We start from the raw sequence: 16,645 nt of genomic DNA, 5'->3' as shown, positions 1-16,645 counted from the left end.
TCAGTTCATCGCCATGTGCGCCCGGAAAAACCGCGCCAGCGCATCCGTCATTGAATCGTTGGGCGTAACCACCAAGCGGTCGCGGGCATCGCGGAACAACTCGCCAAACCGAGCCTCCCGCTTTGCCACCCACGCCGCATGCGCCTCCTGATGCGCTTTCGAGCGGGGATTTAACACGACCAAATGTTGGGCCACCGGATCGTAGACGCTGAACGCCTTGTCCGGCGGCAGGCCTCGTTCCCAGGGATCGTCGACCTTGAAGCCCACGGCGTGATATCGACCGGTGATGATCGACCAACCGTGTGGTTCAGGCTGCGGCGCGAAGTCACCGCACCACACCAAAATACTGTGCTTGGGCGCCGCCTGTCCCACGAAGCGCCAGGGCATCTTCAGCGGTCGCGTATCGGCCAGATCCGGAGCCGGGGTCGCGAGCAACTGGGCCGCGGCCTGCATGATGGCCGCGCGACCGCGCACCGGTTTCCACAACGTGTAACCGCCCGGCTGCGCGTGCACGATGCCGATACGGTCGCGGTTGTTCGCCGCCAACAACATGACCTGACAGATCAACTCCATCATGGCGTCGCGCTTGGTCCGCCCTTCCGATCCAAACTGCAGGGACAGTCGGTCTTCAAAAACGAGCAACACCGTCAGCTCGCGCTCCTCCACGAATTTTTTGCGGTAGGGTTCGGTGGAACGCGCGGTCACCTTCCAGTCGATGTCGCGCACGTCGTCGCCGTAGTTGTAGCGCACGACCTGATCAAACTCCATGCCCTTGCCGCGAAATGCCGAACGATATTCGCCGCCCAACAAATTCGTCACCTGGTGCTTCATCTGCCATTCCAACCGACGTAGCGACGCCAGCGCCTCGCTGGTGGCGTTGGCGGGTCCGGGAGGCAGCGGCGGCAATGAGGAATTCATCTCGAATCGGCGGGCATCAGGCGGCGGCCGCATCGGATTCCGTCGGCACGGACACCCGACCGAGGAGGTCCTGCACCAGTTTTTCCGCATCGAGCCCCTCGGCTTCCGCTTCGTAGGTGAGCCCGATGCGGTGCCGCAGAATATCCGGACAGACGGCCTGCACGAAATCCGGTGTGACAAAATCCGACCCGTGCAGAAACGCCCGCGCCCGACTGGCTTGATACAACGCCAAACACGCCCGTGGCGACGCCCCGAAACTGAGGTAGCGCGAACCCAGCCCGCTCGTGACCGGCTGCGCCATGGCCCGCGTGCCGCGCACCAGTTTCAGGATGTAGCGCTTCACTTGCGGCGAGACATACACCTGATCCACCTGCTGCCGCAGCGAGAGTAATTCCACGCCACTGGAAACCGCCTCCAGCTTCGGCTTGGCTGTGACCTGCCCCCACCGGTCCATCATCAGCTCCTCGTCGGCCTCCGACGGATAATCGACCAGCAGTTTGAACAGAAACCGATCCAACTGGGCTTCCGGCAACGGGTAAGTGCCCTCCTGCTCCACCGGATTCTGTGTGGCCATGACAAAGAACGGCGCGTGCAAGGCGTGCGTGGCGCCGCCAATTGTGACCTGCCGTTCCTGCATCGCCTCCAGCAACGCGCTCTGCACCTTGGCCGGCGAACGGTTGATTTCATCGGCCAGCACCAGATTCGCGAAGATCGGTCCCTTGTGCACCGTAAACGCCCCCGACTGGGGTTGAAAAATCATCGTGCCCACGACGTCGCTCGGCAGCAGGTCGGGCGTGAATTGCACCCGGTCGCAATCCACGCCGAGGGCAGCCCCGAGCGAGTTGATCAACAGGGTCTTGGCCAGACCGGGCATGCCCTCAAGCAGCACGTGGCCATCAGCCAGGAGCGCGACCAGCAATTGGTCGATCACTTGTTCCTGTCCCAAAACCGCCTTGGCGATTTCGTGTTTGAGTTTGTCGGACCAGGCCGGACCGGAGCTCATCGTTACCTCGTGTTTGATGGTTGAATCTGTGCGCCTCCGCAGGAAGTCACCGGCTCATCCAGCGACGGGCTTCATCAAGGCTTCCCGTCCGGGCGGGTGCCACCGACTTGAATATATAATCCGATATATCGTCGCCCCGCTGACGGGTCGCGACCGAACGCTCAGGTCTCGTCGACAGCGTCAAAAACCGTCTGGTCAAACTCGCCTTCCGACTTGGCCACGATCACGGAAACGACCGCATCACCGGTGACATTCACCGCCGTGCGCACCATGTCCAACAGTCGGTCCACGCCGTAGATCACGCCGATGGCGGCCACCGGCAGTCCGACCTGCTGAAAGACCATGGCCAGCATGATCAATCCCACGCCCGGCACGCCCGCCGTGCCGATCGAGGCCAGGGTCGACATGAGCACGACCATCAGATAGCCCTGCACGCCCACGTCGATCTGCAACGCCTGAGCGATGAAGACCGTGGCCACGCCCTGCAAAATTGCGGTCCCATCCATGTTGATCGTCGCCCCGAGAGGAATCGTGAACGAGCCCACCGACGGCTTGACGCCCAACTGGTGCTCCACCGTTTCCAACGTGAGCGGCAGGGTCGCGTTGCTGCTCGCGGTGGAAAATGCGAACAACTGCACTTTGCGCATCTTGCGCATCAGTCGCATCGGGCTCAAGCCGGTGCCCAGTTTGAACAACAGCCCGTAGGTGACGAACAGGTGCAATACCAGCGCCCCCAGCACGAGGAAGAAGTATTTCCCCAAGGCCAGAATCGCGGTGAATCCTTCCTGCGCAAACGTGCGGCCCACCAGCGCGAACACGCCGAACGGCGCCACCAGCATGAGCAGGATGACCAGCTTCATCACCACTTCATTCAGATCCGATGCGACGCGCAGCACCCGCTGGCCGGCTTCCCCCGCCAGACACATGGCGATGCCAAACAGGATGGAAAACACGATCACCTGCAGCATTTTGCCCTCGGCCAGCGACTGAAACGGGTTGCTCGGGAAAATCCCCAGAATTACGTCTGCGAGCGGGGGACTCGACCGCACCGCAAAATCGCTTTCGTAGCTCAGATTGAATCCCACTCCCGGTTGTAACAATATTCCCAATACGATGGCCGAGCCCACCGCCAGCGCCGTGGTGCCCAGATAAAACGCCACCGTCTTCGCCCCGATCCGGCCCAGACGCCGGAGGTCGTTGAGCGAGGCGGTCCCACAGATCAGGGAAAACAACACCAGCGGCACCACCAACAATTGCAGCGATTTGACGAAGATCCTCCCGACCAGCGGAAACAGGCCGTCGACCACGAACGTCACGCCCGGCACGTCGGTCCCGAGGCGGTTACACGCCACGCCCACGATCAAGCCGAGCCCCATGCCCAGAAGAATATTACGAGTCAGGTTTTTCGGATTCATGATAAATACGTCGGCCCGGGATCGGCGGCGGCATCAGTCTTCGCCGAAACACTCGAGGTATTTCAGCCCGGTGCCGGTATTGAAGATCACCACGCGTTCGTCCTCCCCGATCTGGCCCGCTTCGAGCAGGTCCACCATCGCGGCATAGCAGGCGGCCCCTTCCGGCGCGAGAAACAGGCCTTCGAGCTGACCCACCTCGCGCACCGCCTTGATCATGGCGTTATCACTCACGGCCACGGCGCCACCGCCGGATTTGCGAATCGCCTCCAGCATGATGAAGTCACCGATGGCTTTGGGCACCCGCAGCCCCGACGCCTTGGTGTGCGCATTGGGAAACTCGCCCGCATGCGTCTGGCCGGCCTCAAACGCCCGCACGATCGGCGCGCACCCTTCGGCCTGGACGGAGTAGATTCGCGGGCGGTGCGAACCGATCCAGCCCAGCTCCTCCATCTCGTCAAACGCCTTCCACATGCCGATCAAGCCGGTGCCGCCGCCCGTGGGATAAAACAAGGCATCGGGCAGTTCCCAATCGAGTTGCTCGGCCAGTTCGTAGCCCAGGGTTTTTTTGCCTTCGATGCGGTAGGGCTCTTTGAGCGTGGACACATCAAACCACCCTTCGGCCTCCTTGCGTCGCGCCACTTCCGCCCCGCAATCGGTGATCAATCCGTCGATCAGGGTAACCTGCGCGCCCATCTCCCGGCATTCGATCACGTTGGCCTGCGGGGTGTCCTGCGGCATGAAAATATGAGCCTCCAGACCCGCCCGGGCCGCATATGCTGCCATCGCGCCGGCGGCATTGCCGGCCGAAGGGACCGCGAGCTTTTTGATCCCCAATTCCTTGGCCATCGACACGGCCGCGGTCATGCCCCGCGCCTTGAAACTGCCGGTGGGATTCTGGCCCTCGTCCTTGATGTAAAGATTGGCCATGCCCAGCTCCGCCCCCAACCGCGGCATCGGCATCAAAGGCGTCCAGCCTTCGCCCAAACAGACGATGTTCTCCGCCGGATTCTCGACGGGTAACACTTCGCGATAACGCCACATATTCGCCTCGCGGGTGCGGAGCGCCTCCTTGGTCAGCGTGCGTCCCGCCGCTTCAAGATCGTAGAGCACAAACAGCGGCATGCCGCACGTGGCGCACAGGTTGTAGACTTTACCGGGCGCAAAGGTTACTCCGCAGGCCGAGCAAACGAGTTTCGTTACATTCATAGGGTTTCAACGTTGGCGGTGACGACACGACGGGCCGTCAGAACAGGGAGTTGGCAGCACGGGTGCGGGACGGTCCACGGGCACGTTTATACCTCCTGCGATATCCAACCGAGTTTGATCGCCAGCAGGGTTCCCGTTGCCACCGCGATCCACAGCCCCACGCCCACCAACAGCGCCCGGTAGCCGACCCGACGCCAAACCGCTCGGCTCATGTTCAGACCGATCAAGAACAGTGTCAGCGAGAGCAACGCCCGCGCTGCCATCGCAATCGGATCGATCCACCCCGCCAGTGCGGGCATGGCCGTGAACATCGCGGACAACAGCACGAAGCCGCCAATGAACCAGGGCACCGGCAGCTTGGCCGCCCCGGCCGCCGGTCGGATGCGGCGAAACGCAAAACCCAGCGCCAGCGTCACCGGCACGATCCACAGCGACCGCACCAGCTTGACCGTGGTCGCCGTCACCAACGCGTCCGGTCCACCGGTCAATGCCGCCCCCACCACGGAACTCGTGTCGTGAATCGCCAACGCACACCACAATCCGAACTCACCCGGGTCCAGCCCCAGCCACCGGCCCAACGCCGGAAATATCAGCAGCGCCACCGCGTTGAGCAAAAACACCGTCGAGATCGACGCCGAAGTTTCGTCCGCCCGCGCCCTAATCGCCGGCGCCACGGCGGCAATCGCACTGCCTCCGCAGATGCCCGTGCCCGCAAAAAGCAGCGCGCCCACATGCGGTCCGACACCACCCCGTTTGGCGAGCACGACGCCCACGATCAACGTGAACACCAGACCAATCATGGTGTAACCAATGCTGCTCAGGCCGACGCGCCCGACCACGGCCAGATTGATGCCCGCGCCGATCCCCACCACCGCCAGCTGCAGCGTCGTGTGCATGATTCGCGTGACGGGCAACCACGTCGGCGGCCCCCAGGACAACCCGATCGCCGCCCCCATCAGCAACGCCAACCACGGCGGCACGCCGGGGACCAATGCCCCCGCCGCCCCCAACGTCACCAGCACGCCGGACAGAACCGGCGCCCGCGCCGGGGACGTTCCGGGGTTCACGGCGCCAGCACCGTGGCCACATCGGCGGCCGGGATCGCAGTCGAAGGACCGTGATAAATTGCGTTGAAGACCATCTTCGTCGTCGCCCGGGCCTGCGCCCGGAAATCCACCTGCGTGCCGAACGTGACCACAAACCCTTCCCCAACTTCAAACGATACGACATTGGCCTGATCCTTCAGGTAGTCCTCCCCGAGGAGCCACCCACTTTGCAGGATGTCGCTCGACGGGTATTTGGAGACCACCTCGGCTTGAATATCGAACGACGGGCGCAGACGGTAGGCTTGATCGCGGATGAAAAACACCGGCCATTGCGCGGGCATGCCCCACGCCACGGGTTGCGTCGGATCGAACAAATTGTCCAGCAGCGATCCCGGGCAGTAAAACAACGAGGTCGGGTCGGCCACTTCGTCGCGCAGCGTATACATGAGCGACGCCGGACTCATGAAAGTATCCTTCAGTTTTTGGGCCGCCCCCGCCGCCGACACCATCTCCTCCTCGGCGTGCGTTTCCTCATCCCCGTAATTGCGCTCCGGCGCGGGCAATGCCGGCTCGATCGGTAGATCAAGGAGATCCCGGGCGGTTTCACTCGCACTGCCAATCGCCAGCAACGTGCCACCGTCGTGCACCCACTGCCGCAGTTTTATCCACCCCTCCTCGCCGATGCCCGCGGCCCAGCCCCACTCCGCCGGATCGTTCTTGGTTTGATCGAGTCCTTTGATCACGCGCTGTTTCGACAACCCGGAGGGCATGACGATCACATCGTAGCGATCATTCAGGTCGCCGGTAAAATCGTCCGCGCTCACGACGCGGTAGTTCACGTCGTATTGATCGAACACCCACATCAACCACCCACCGGGCATGATGTTAGCCGAGCGATACAGACCGACCCGGGTGTCCGGTTTCAACGCGAAGCCATCGACTCCGGGCAACGCGGTGGCCGCAACCACCGGCAGTCCCCAGCTCGACGTGGCGGTGGTCACGATCGATTGTGTTTCGGGATTGATAGGGAACATGAGCGTGCCGGGAGCAAACGACTTTCCCGCCACCGTTGTCGCCTCCGCCGTTCGCACGGCCGGCACGTCCGCCGCCTGCAAGGCGGAGACCACCTTGAACACGCCGTAGGATTCGGGTCCGATCAGGTAAAACCCCGCCGTCGCCGCCGGCGGTGGCTGCGGCACCGGCGCCACCTGCTCGACCAAATCCAGCGACGCCTCAAAGGGTGCCTCGATCTCCGCGACATCGACCCCCATCAACATCCAGAGCGTCTGGCCGGTGGCATCGTAGGGCCGCTTGGGCGGACCGCCGGGAAACACTTTCAGGTCCGGATAATCCTGCCGTTCCAGCATGGTCTTGGCGAAGGCACCGTAGGGTTGCGCGGTGCGAATGACGTAGGACCCTGCCGGATACGTCGTGCCGTCGGCGGTGAACGCTTCGTCCGCCCGCTCGATCTCGACCTCCGCCGTTTCCATGATCTCCAGCATCTCGTAGGTCGCATACGGATCGCGCTGCTCGGCCGACACCACGAACGCGTAGGGCTTGGCCGTGCGGGTGACCCACGATTTCTGCACGTGGTAGAAGTTGGTCATGAACTCCTTGCCGTAGCGGGCCACGTGCTTGATGCCCGCCATGGCCGCGATTACGCCGTAGTCGACCTGTTGCTGCAGCGTCCATGTGTCCTGGGAATAAGGCACCGGAAAGTCCCGGGATATTTCCTGCGGCCCCAAGGGACTGCCGTCCTTGCTCACCTGCGGGTCTGCCAAATTGCTGCGGGCAATCTCCGTGAGAATGCGCGGCTGCCCCTTGTAGATCATGAACTGCCGGGCGGGGCTCCACATGTCGTAGCGCGCCCCCCAGTTGATGCCTTCCTTACCGGCGGCAAACAGCGCCTCGGCCATGGCCTGCCCGACGGTCGCCTGCTCGATCTGCAGCAGCGGATGCATGTTGCGATCAAAGGGATCGTCAAACGGCGGCACGAAAATCCGCGCGCCGCGATTGCCCATCTGGTGCATGTCGTGGCTGATTACGGGCCGGTAGCGCGCCTGAATCCCGAGGTTGAGCCGGGTCTCGATTTGCGTGAACATGAACCAGTCGCGATTGTCGTCGTGACCGGTGTATTTGTGATAGAGATCCGGATACACCCGCTGGTAGTCGGTCCCGGCGGTCTTATACCAGTGATCGACCACCCAGTATTGGCCGTCGGGATTCTGCGAGGGTTCGATCAACACCACGGCATCGTGGAGGATTTGTTTAATTTCCGGGGAATCACCGCTGGCGAGCTGGTAGGCGATTTCGGTGGTGGCCGCGATGTTCGACACCTCCGTGGAGTGAATCGTGGCGTAGAGATAATACACCGGTTTCCCTTCCGCGATCAGCGCCGCCGCTTCGTCCTCGCTCAGTCCGCGCGGGTCCGCCAGGCGTTGATTGATTTCCAGGATGCGATCGAGATTTTTCAGGTTTTCCGGAGAACTGACCGTAATCAAACCGAACGGATTTCCCATCGTGGTTTTGCCCACCTCTTCGTAGATCACCCGATCACTGCCCGCCGCGAGGGACTGCAGATAGTCGAGCACCACCGGGTAACGCACCAACTCGCCGGTCTGGCCCGGCTTGAAGCCGAAAAACTGTGACGGCGTTTCCACCGCGGCCTGCGTGCTCCCCAGGCTAAGCCCCAAAATCAAACTGAGTCCGATCAACCGTCGGCGGGCATGGCCGGAGCCAAAAAGAAATTCGCATACTCTGCTCATGAAGGGACTGCTTTCGTTTGCTGTTTCGGTTCGTGGTGACGGCGTCGCACGCCGGAACGTCCTCGAGGCAATGCCCTTGAAACATCGACGGAAAACGCTCCAGCCCCGCTCGCGGCGGTTCAACCACGGACCTTAGGACGCCTCGAATCCGGCTTAATGTTCCAATTTATATCGAATGGTATACCTGCCGCTTCAGCCTTCGTATAACCCTGTATAAAATGGTTTTACGAAATTCTACCCTCGCCTGATCCGTCAGCTTTTTACTCCTGAGGGGACGAGGCTTTGGTCTTCAAAGCGCGCACATGCCGCACGAGTTGAACTCCATCCCGCCAGCTGACATTCGAGCCGTCGATTTCGCGCCATGAGATCGGCAGGTTCTTCACGACGATGCCATCATCCCGCGCGGCCACGAGGAGTTCCAAATCGAAAGCGTAGCCTTCCTCCGTCCACGCATCGCGGGCGCGCCACCATGGGGCCGGGACCACTTTGAAACCACATTGGCTGTCGACCGCGCCGAGTCCGAGCTGGCGCTGCGCCCACCGCGCGAACCATCCGCCGGTGCGTTGGCGGATCCAGCCCCGATGCACCCGGCGGCTGGCATCACGATGGTAGCGCGTCGCGGCGATGAGGATCGATTCACTATCGGTCGCAAGCGCCTCCCGTAGTCCGCGCACCACTTCCGCCGCCGGCACCGCGCCGTCAGCGTCCACCAAAGCCAGCCAGCGGACGGACGCCGCACTGTGACGCCAACCGTGATAAATCGCTCCACCCTTGCCGCGGTGCTGCCCCACCGTGCCCATCGGTTTTATCATGGGAAAACGGGCCGCCGCATCGGCGACCACTCGCGCAGTTTTCGCCGCATCCGGCGCGGGCGATCCGTCGTCGATCACCAGCACTTCGATCGAAAATGTTTCATTCATCAACGCCTCGCCCAAGGCGTGGAGAAACGCAGGCAGGCGCTCGCTTTCACACCAACAGGGAATCACCAGCGAAACGACGGGATCCGCAAATCTCAGCTCGGTGAACTTGCCCGTGCGCAAGGTCTTTCCAGCCGCTGAAACGGCCAAAAAGCTCATGTCGGCAACCCCGTCGCCCAAACTTTGAATCGACGCGTCGGGCAACAACAGCGCCGCCGTGGACAACGCATCGGCCCAGGCCGCCGTCGGCGCCAATACCAACGCCTGAGACCGGGCCGTCCGCCCCGCCCCGGGGATGACATGACCGGGTTGAAACCCCTCACCCGACGCCCCCAGCGCAAAGGGCGCGGTCAACGACACGCGAGGCCGCAGCGGAAGTTGAGGCAACACCAGTGTCCAGGTCGTCGCATCACCGGACGGCGGCGAGCCGTAAACCAAGACGCTGGAGCCGCCTCCCACCAGGACCGCCGTGGGCACTTGCCACTCGTGCAATACCGCCACCATGGCATCGATCGCCGCGCCCTTACCCACCGCCCCCAGATCGAGCCACCGTCGGCCCGCCAGTTTCGTGATCCACGGTTGTTCCGCGTCGATCGCCAGCACCGGCTCCATCTCGTCGGGCTCCGGCAATGGCAGATCGGCCAAATGCGACGGCACGGCTTGTGACTTCGCCCCCACGGCGGCCGCGCCGGCAAAGGGATCAAACGCGCCGTCGCTGGCCGCAGCGACTTCGAGCGCGATCAACAAACACTGGTGCGTCCATTCATCGAGGCGCACGACCTCCCCCTCGACCGCCCGGTTGATGCGGGTCACATCGCTGCCTTCGCGGTAAAAACTCAGGCAATCCTCCATTTTGTCCAACAACCGAAACGCTTCCTCCGCGATCGCCCGCCGCTCCCCTTCCGGCGTCGGCGCCAGATACAGGGAAAACCGGGTCGCCATGGCTTCGTGCTCGAAGCTCTCCAAGCCTGCGAGTTCCACCAATTGCACTAGGGCCGCGGGATTCATGGCAGCGGCGAGAAGGTCGCCTCCCAGACGGGAGACGCGATGGAAATTTCCAGCAACCCATTCGGCCGTAACCCCACGTATTCGACCACGCGATCATCGAAACCGGTCCAGGGTCCCTCGCCCCACTGGGTATCCCACACCACCATGTCCCAATCCCCCAAATTGACGGGCACGTCGTCCATGTATCCCACCGTCGCGTGCTCGCGCAGATACCACGGCAGGGGCCACGCGTCTTCCGGACTGAAAACGGCAATGCGCAGCGGCCGACCGAGGTTTTCTTCCAATTGCGCGATACGATCCGGCAACCGCATGAACGCGCGCGGGGTTTGCTCATAAAAATACGGATTGCGCGCATCGCCCGGATAACGATCCAGCGCCAGCCGACCGACCTGCCAGCATTGCGCCACCGTGGCCCCCGCGACCACCACCGCCGCCACCGCCGCCCACCGCCCCCGCGCCGCCAACCAGGCCAAAGCCTGCGCCGCCAGCAGTCCGATCCCGATCACCGGCGTGAGCATCAACCACGGCGTTTTGTAAGAAATCACACTGTGCACGACCAACAGCGATACCGTGAAATATGCCACGGCCCGGTGGGCGCGATTCGCCTGCGGTCGCAGACTTTCAACGACCCCGGCCAGCGCCAATGCCAGCAACAGGTATTGCCCCCACCGCGGTCCACCGGTGGGCAGAACGCCGAGCGTGCGCAGATAGTGCCACCAGGGATACGTGTGCGGGCTCTCCGACAACCGCGCCGCCTGCAGGCCGTAGGTGCGAAACGCATCCAGCACCCCGGCGGGATGTGATCCGAAACTGGAATAAAAAAGCCCCACCGGCAGCAGGAAGCCCGCAACGCCCCAGCCTACCGTGGACCAACGCGGCACGAACCATCGCCCCCCGTGGGCCGCCCACCCCGCCAGCGCGGCCAAACCGAGGTAGAGCGGCGTGATTTCCTTGTTCGTTTGCGCCAGCCCGGCGAGCAGTCCGAGCCCGAACACGTCCCGCGCGCGCACTTCGGTTTGACCGGCCAGACGCAGTCCGACCCAGAAAAATGCCCACACCCACAACGCCAGCCACGCCTCCTGCACGAAGTAGGTGTGATAGAGCGAGCTGAGCGTCTCCAACGCCAGCAGCGCGACGGCAAACGCGCCCACCCACGGCGTCGTTCCCGCGGCCCACCGCGGCCCCCACGCCGACAACGCCAGCGTCGCCACCCCGGCCAGCAGCACAAAAATCCGGGCGGCGTGATCGTCGTAGTCGGCAGCCTCTCCACCCGTGAATCGGTGCAGCGCCGCCGAGCCAAAATAAAGCCACGGCCCGTGCCGATCGAGGGGATCATACCGGTAGCCCGCCCCGTCCAACAGCCGCCAGGTTTGCCAGGCTTGCACGGCTTCGTCGGCGTGCAGCGGCCGGTTGTCCAAGTGGGCATACCGCCACGCCCCCCCCACCAGCACGAAGATCAGAACGATCGCACGCGCAGCCCAAATTTGAGGGGATGAAGTGAGGGGATTCAGAAGCTTCCTTGGTTCGCTCCGCGCCGTGGTGGCGTGCCACCGCACCGTCCGGTCTTAACGCCCACGCTTAATCGGTGGCAGGTCCAACTCGCGCACCCAAATATTGCGAAACGCGACCGGGTCATGGTGGTCCTGCAAGACGAGCGGCAGGCGCGGCACGTGATACTGGTAAGCGGGCAGACCACGATTTTCCGTCGGTCCCGCGAGCGGCACGGCATGCTGGGTGAGCACGCCATTATGAAACACGGTGATGAGCGCCGGGGTGATCAACGCTCCGCCGGGCGAAAATCGCGGCGCTTCGAACACCAGGTCGTAGACCTGCCATTCGCCCGGGGGACGGGTGGCGTTGGCGAGCGGCGCGTATTGCTTGTAAACCGAGGCCGCGCCGCCGTGGACGTAGGTCTCGTTCTGATACGAGTCCAGAATCTGCACTTCGTAGCGCCCCATGAAAAAGACGCCGCTGTTGCCCCGCTTTTGCCCGTTCTCCGTGGGATGCTCCGGAGCCCGCCATTCGAGGTGGAGCTGGATGTCGCCAAACGCCTGCTTCGTGCGGATGTTCCCGGTCCTGCCTTTCACCACCATGGCGCCGTCGGCGATCTCCCACGGCACCGTCGTGAGATCCGGGTTCATCGATTCCCACGCCGCAAAGCCGGAGCCATCGAACAACACGATGGCATCGGACGGCACCCCGCCGGCCGGCGCGGCCACGACCGGGGGCTGCGGGGTGTAGTAGTTGGTGTAACTGGCCGGCGGACGCTCATCCTGCGCGGTCGCGGCCAGCGCGATCCCCGCGCCGCCGATCCAGCCCGCGATCAGGAGGCGTGACATCTTCATCGGCCCCACACCTCGACCTCAATGTAGTGATTGAGTCCGTCGCTGGTGTTGCCGTTGGAGTTGATGCGCACGTAACGGCCCTTGGCCTGGTTGCCCGGGATGAGCCGGCCGTAGTTCTTCTCCAAATACGCCGGATCCTTGCCGCGGCCGAAACCCGAGGAGTCGTCGTGATCGTTGTTGAACAGCGTGGTCACACCGGTGGCGAATTCGGGGTCGTCGGACACCTGCACCACCACATCGAGGTAGGCGCGCGGCTGGGCGTGGTAGTGCCACAGTCCGATGCCGTAAATCTCCGCCGTTTCTTCGAGATCGATCTGCACCCACTGCAACCCCTCGCCGAGTTCGACGTAGTAACCGTCCTCGGACTCCTTGTCGCCGTCGGTGACCATATCCATTTCGCCGATGATCGGCCACGGATCGGAGGACGTGACCGCCTTGCCGGCCGCGAGATTGGTCACGTCGGCCGGCACATTGATCGCCGGAGCCTTTTTATTGGGCGTCTCCAGATTGGGCAGCTTGATCGGCGCCGGCGTGCTGGTGACCTTGGGTGGCGGATACTCCAGCTCGAGCACCTTGGAATCGGCGGCCACGGCGACACTCGCCGTGGAAAGAATGAGAAGTGACAGGTATTTCATAATAAAAAGCAGGTCCCACTAAATCACCCGAAATAACACCAAAACCAACCGGAGATTAAGAATCTCTTTCGTATAATTTCGGGTGATTTAGTGGGCCAATTGAGCAGGGCGTCGGCCGGTCAGGCGGTGAAGTCGGCCGGGGTGAATTCGAGGGTTTGGCGGGCGGCGACGGCGGGGTTGACCTTGAAGATGGCGGCTTCGCTTTCAAAGGCGTGGGCGGCATCGCAGGTGAGCTTGTTCTGGCCCCGCACCGCTCCGAAAAAGTTTTCCAGATGCGGCTGGTGCAACGGTTTGTCCAATACCACCGGCAGGTCGAAGGCGACGAGCGGCGCCGTTTCGCGCACATCGACCGTCGCGGCTTTCTTCGCTTCCGGGGCGGCGGCGGAGCGGCGCAGGTAATTGAGCTCGATCCACTTGTCCCAGTCGGGCGCACGGTCCTCGCGGTAGACTTTGGTGAGCGTCGGGTTTTCGGAGATTTTCACCGAACCTTCGTCGCCCATGAATTGTTCGAAGTAGCCGCCGCCCGCGCTGGTGGTCGTGAGCACCTGGTAGAAGGCGCGGACCGGCCCCTGCGCGGTGTCGTATTCGAAGACGGCCATGACGTTGTCATACCATTCGTGCGTGGTGTAGTAATCCGCCCCGCCCGAGGCCATGACGCTCTTCGGGTTCGTGCCGAGAAACCAGTTGAAGATGTCGATCTGGTGAGCCCCGAGGTCCGAGATGGGACCGCCGGAGAGATCCTTGAACCACCGCCAGTTGCGGAACTGGTGCATGTCCTTGAAGCCGTAGCGCTGCAGCGTTTCGAGCGGCATCTCATAGCGCTTGGGCCAGCCGAGGTCCTCCGACACGGCGCGGTTCCACTGGCCGTTGATGTTGGTGATCCGACCCGGGATGTGCGCCTTGTTGATGATGTTGTTCAGCGCATGCAGGTAACGCGGATTGCTGCGGCGCTGGTGGCCGATCTGGAGGAGTTTTCCGGTCTCGCGCATGGTCTGCACCATGGTGCGGGCCGACTCGACCGTGTGTGCCATCATCTTCTCGCAATACACATCCATCCCGGCCTTGAGGCAGGCGTTGGTGTGCGGAGCGTGCCAGAAGTCGGGCGTCGCGATGATGGCGACATCGATGTCCTTCTCGGTCGCAAGCAGGTCTTCGATGTTCTCGTAACCCGCGGGATCGAAACCGGCTTTTTTGAGCCGATTGACACCGTAGCGGCGTGAGAGCTCCCAGATGTCGCAAACCGCGCGAAAGTTCAGCCCGGGTATATTGAGCAGCGAGTCGAGCAACACCCGGCCCTGCGAGCCCATGCCGATGAGCACGACATTGATGTCGTTGGCGGAGGACTGCCCGCGCATGATGCTCGGTGCCGCAATCACCATGCCACCGGCGGCGAGTCCGGTTTTGAGAAAGCCGCGACGAGACCACGGCGCGGGGGATGCAAGGGGGGAGGAATTCATCGGAGTTACCATTTGGGGAGCACGGCCACGCGGTCATGGTCGACCAGTTTCAGCGCCGCCACAATCAGCAGCACATGAATCCCGAGCCAGGCGACGCCGCCGCTTTCGTTGAGGAGAATCAAACCGACCGACAAACTCGCATAGAGTAGCCCGTGGGCAAAAAGAGTGATGCGAGGCGCGAGACCGATCAAGAGCGCCACCCCGATCAAAATGAGCGCGGGCCCCAGACAGGCGTCATACAAGCCCAGCGCCCAGCCCGGCAAAAGGGGCTCCTCGGCAAACTTGGCGGCGAGCGGCGGCGGCAGACCGTGGTAGTGGTCGAACCCGTAGACCTTGTGCGACACCTCGATCATGGCGCCGTTGATGTCCGGCTCGCCAAATTCATCGAGCAGGGGCTGCTGCTCGGTGACTTTACCGGCGTATTTTTCGAGCCCGGTGAGCACGGCACGCAGACCGAGCCAAAGCCGTAGCACCCAAAAGGCGAACGTGCCGGCGAGCGAAGGAGAAGGAAGAGAAGAGGACGAGTCCATGGGGGTTAAAGGGGGTTGAAGGAAAAGGCCGGACCGAGGCTTGGACATTTTGGTGCCGAGCACAAACCGAACCGGTCATCCAAACGCCCACGAAGCCAAATTCCTCGTCGTTCGCGCAACCGACTGTCGATTCATCCAGTTGAAACGGGCTTGTGCAAATTATTCACTCATGGCGCGTTTGCGAAAACGGCCGGGCGGCACCCCCACTTCGCGTTTGAACATCACGGTCAAATACTCCGGATGCTCGAATCCGGTGCGCGCCGCGATCATCTCCAACGACAGGTCGGTTTCCAGCAGCAGTTCCTTCACGCGGTTCATGCGCACCGCCACGATTTCGGCATGTGGCGAGTGTCCCACGGCTTGCTCGAAGCGTTTTTCCAACACCCGACGGGACACCGGCACTGTCGCCAACACATCGGTCACCGCGATGGGATCACAGGCGTGTTCCCGGATGAAGCGCAACGCGCGCACGACGATCGTGTCACTCACCGCCAGAATGTCCGTGGACTGCCGCGCCGTCACCCCGAGCGGTGGCACGCGAATCTCCACCGCCTCCCGCGGCGCCCCGTTCATCATGGCATCGAGCAACGCCGCCGCCGTGTAACCCGTATGGCGGGCGTTGGGTTGCACACTCGACAACGGCGGAAAGGCCAGCTGGCACAGTAAATCATCGTCATCCACTCCCACGACGGCGACTTCCTCCGGCACCGCCACCCCCAGATTGCGACAGGCATCCAGCAGTTGCTGACCGCGAATATCGTAGCAGGCAAAAATACCGATCGGTTTGGGCAAGCCCGCGACCCATTGCTCCAATTGATCGACCTGTTGCGCTACGTCGGACACCTGCGCCGACGGCGGCAGTTCATGCAGTCGACATCCCCGCGCCTGCACCAACCGGGCAAATTCCACTCCCCGCGATCGCGACCACATGAAGCGCTCGTCCCCGCCATACGCGAACGCCTTGAAACCGCGATCGGCGAGGTGATTGAACGCCATGCGCGCGATCTGCACGTCGTCGGTTTCGACCCAGGGCAACGACGGCGCGAATCGCCCCGCACTCAAATCCACCGCCGGCAATCCCGACGCCAGCACCGCGTCGGCCACCTGCGGGTTTTCGATCCGGGCGATGATCCCGTCGCCCCGCCAGTTCGCCACCCATTCCGGCGCCGTCTGCCCCCGACTTTGTTCGACCAAAAAAAGCGACCACGGCGTGTGCTCCCGCACGTAGCGCACCACCCCGTGCAGCAGATTGCGGGCGTAGGCGTTGGAGGTTTCCACAATCAAAGCTACGTGGTGGGGCCCGCGTCGCCGGGACGGTAAGCTTGGCAGGGAACGTTTACGCATTATCTCATACCAGAGTGAGGAAAATCGGGGCACCGCACTCAGTGCAGTCTTATTTT

13 protein-coding genes are annotated in these 16,645 nt (G+C 62.8%); all 13 read right to left on the bottom strand.

Going from position 1 to position 16,645, the window contains the following annotated elements; all coding sequences use genetic code 11:
- Entirely contained in the window at positions 1-918 is a 918-nt protein-coding gene (locus PXH66_RS03925; RefSeq protein WP_330931188.1) for a DUF58 domain-containing protein, read from the bottom strand.
- Between the two features lie 16 nt (positions 919-934).
- Positions 935-1,921 (bottom strand): AAA family ATPase, encoded by a 987-nt coding sequence (locus PXH66_RS03920; RefSeq protein WP_330931187.1) that lies wholly within the window; start codon positions 1,919-1,921, stop codon positions 935-937.
- 161 nt (positions 1,922-2,082) lie between these two features.
- Positions 2,083-3,336 (bottom strand): dicarboxylate/amino acid:cation symporter, encoded by a 1,254-nt coding sequence (locus PXH66_RS03915; protein ID WP_330931186.1) that lies wholly within the window; start codon positions 3,334-3,336, stop codon positions 2,083-2,085.
- A 33-nt stretch (positions 3,337-3,369) separates the two neighbouring features.
- Positions 3,370-4,542 (bottom strand): threonine synthase, encoded by a 1,173-nt coding sequence (locus PXH66_RS03910; RefSeq protein ID WP_330931185.1) that lies wholly within the window; start codon positions 4,540-4,542, stop codon positions 3,370-3,372.
- Between the two features lie 86 nt (positions 4,543-4,628).
- Positions 4,629-5,609 carry a YeiH family protein gene (locus PXH66_RS03905; protein ID WP_330931184.1) on the bottom strand — a complete coding sequence of 327 codons (981 nt, stop codon included), beginning with the start codon at positions 5,607-5,609 and terminating at the stop codon, positions 4,629-4,631.
- On the bottom strand, positions 5,606-8,353 hold the full coding sequence (locus PXH66_RS03900) for a M14 family zinc carboxypeptidase (protein WP_330931183.1): 2,748 nt from the start codon (positions 8,351-8,353) through the stop codon (positions 5,606-5,608). The genes PXH66_RS03905 and PXH66_RS03900 overlap by 4 nt, the downstream gene beginning before the upstream one ends.
- Positions 8,354-8,613: 260 nt before the next feature.
- Complete coding sequence (locus tag PXH66_RS03895) at positions 8,614-10,278, bottom strand: FAD:protein FMN transferase (RefSeq protein WP_330931182.1); 1,665 nt, start codon at positions 10,276-10,278, stop codon at positions 8,614-8,616.
- Positions 10,275-11,696, bottom strand: coding sequence for a hypothetical protein (locus tag PXH66_RS03890; RefSeq protein ID WP_330932230.1), 1,422 nt, complete (start codon positions 11,694-11,696; stop codon positions 10,275-10,277). Before PXH66_RS03890 ends, PXH66_RS03895 begins: the two co-directional genes overlap by 4 nt.
- Before the next feature lie 147 nt (positions 11,697-11,843).
- Complete coding sequence (locus PXH66_RS03885) at positions 11,844-12,617, bottom strand: 3-keto-disaccharide hydrolase (protein ID WP_330931180.1); 774 nt, start codon at positions 12,615-12,617, stop codon at positions 11,844-11,846.
- Between the two features lie 2 nt (positions 12,618-12,619).
- Positions 12,620-13,258 carry a hypothetical protein gene (locus PXH66_RS03880; protein WP_330931179.1) on the bottom strand — a complete coding sequence of 213 codons (639 nt, stop codon included), beginning with the start codon at positions 13,256-13,258 and terminating at the stop codon, positions 12,620-12,622.
- A gap of 119 nt (positions 13,259-13,377) precedes the next feature.
- Complete coding sequence (locus tag PXH66_RS03875) at positions 13,378-14,715, bottom strand: Gfo/Idh/MocA family oxidoreductase (protein WP_330931178.1); 1,338 nt, start codon at positions 14,713-14,715, stop codon at positions 13,378-13,380.
- 5 nt (positions 14,716-14,720) lie between these two features.
- Positions 14,721-15,245, bottom strand: coding sequence for a hypothetical protein (locus PXH66_RS03870; protein ID WP_330931177.1), 525 nt, complete (start codon positions 15,243-15,245; stop codon positions 14,721-14,723).
- Positions 15,246-15,404: 159 nt separating this feature from the next.
- Positions 15,405-16,523 carry an AraC family transcriptional regulator gene (locus tag PXH66_RS03865; RefSeq protein WP_330931176.1) on the bottom strand — a complete coding sequence of 373 codons (1,119 nt, stop codon included), beginning with the start codon at positions 16,521-16,523 and terminating at the stop codon, positions 15,405-15,407.
- Positions 16,524-16,645 lie beyond the last annotated feature (122 nt).

The sequence above is a fragment of the Synoicihabitans lomoniglobus genome (genome assembly GCF_029023725.1).
GTDB classification, from domain to species: Bacteria; Verrucomicrobiota; Verrucomicrobiia; order Opitutales; family Opitutaceae; genus Actomonas; species Actomonas lomonigloba.
This window is presented reverse-complemented; position numbering and strand designations above follow the sequence as displayed.

Excerpts from the sequence above, each read along its gene's own strand:
- PXH66_RS03925 (WP_330931188.1), bottom strand. The coding sequence starts at position 918 with ATGAATTCCTCATTGCCGCCGCTGCCTCCCGGACCCGCCAACGCCACC.
- PXH66_RS03920 (WP_330931187.1), bottom strand. The coding sequence starts at position 1,921 with ATGAGCTCCGGTCCGGCCTGGTCCGACAAACTCAAACACGAAATCGCC.
- PXH66_RS03915 (WP_330931186.1), bottom strand. The coding sequence starts at position 3,336 with ATGAATCCGAAAAACCTGACTCGTAATATTCTTCTGGGCATGGGGCTC.
- PXH66_RS03910 (WP_330931185.1), bottom strand. The coding sequence starts at position 4,542 with ATGAATGTAACGAAACTCGTTTGCTCGGCCTGCGGAGTAACCTTTGCG.
- PXH66_RS03900 (WP_330931183.1), bottom strand. The coding sequence starts at position 8,353 with ATGAGCAGAGTATGCGAATTTCTTTTTGGCTCCGGCCATGCCCGCCGA.
- PXH66_RS03895 (WP_330931182.1), bottom strand. The coding sequence starts at position 10,278 with ATGAATCCCGCGGCCCTAGTGCAATTGGTGGAACTCGCAGGCTTGGAG.
- PXH66_RS03885 (WP_330931180.1), bottom strand. The coding sequence starts at position 12,617 with ATGTCACGCCTCCTGATCGCGGGCTGGATCGGCGGCGCGGGGATCGCG.
- PXH66_RS03880 (WP_330931179.1), bottom strand. The coding sequence starts at position 13,258 with ATGAAATACCTGTCACTTCTCATTCTTTCCACGGCGAGTGTCGCCGTG.
- PXH66_RS03875 (WP_330931178.1), bottom strand. The coding sequence starts at position 14,715 with ATGAATTCCTCCCCCCTTGCATCCCCCGCGCCGTGGTCTCGTCGCGGC.
- PXH66_RS03870 (WP_330931177.1), bottom strand. The coding sequence starts at position 15,245 with ATGGACTCGTCCTCTTCTCTTCCTTCTCCTTCGCTCGCCGGCACGTTC.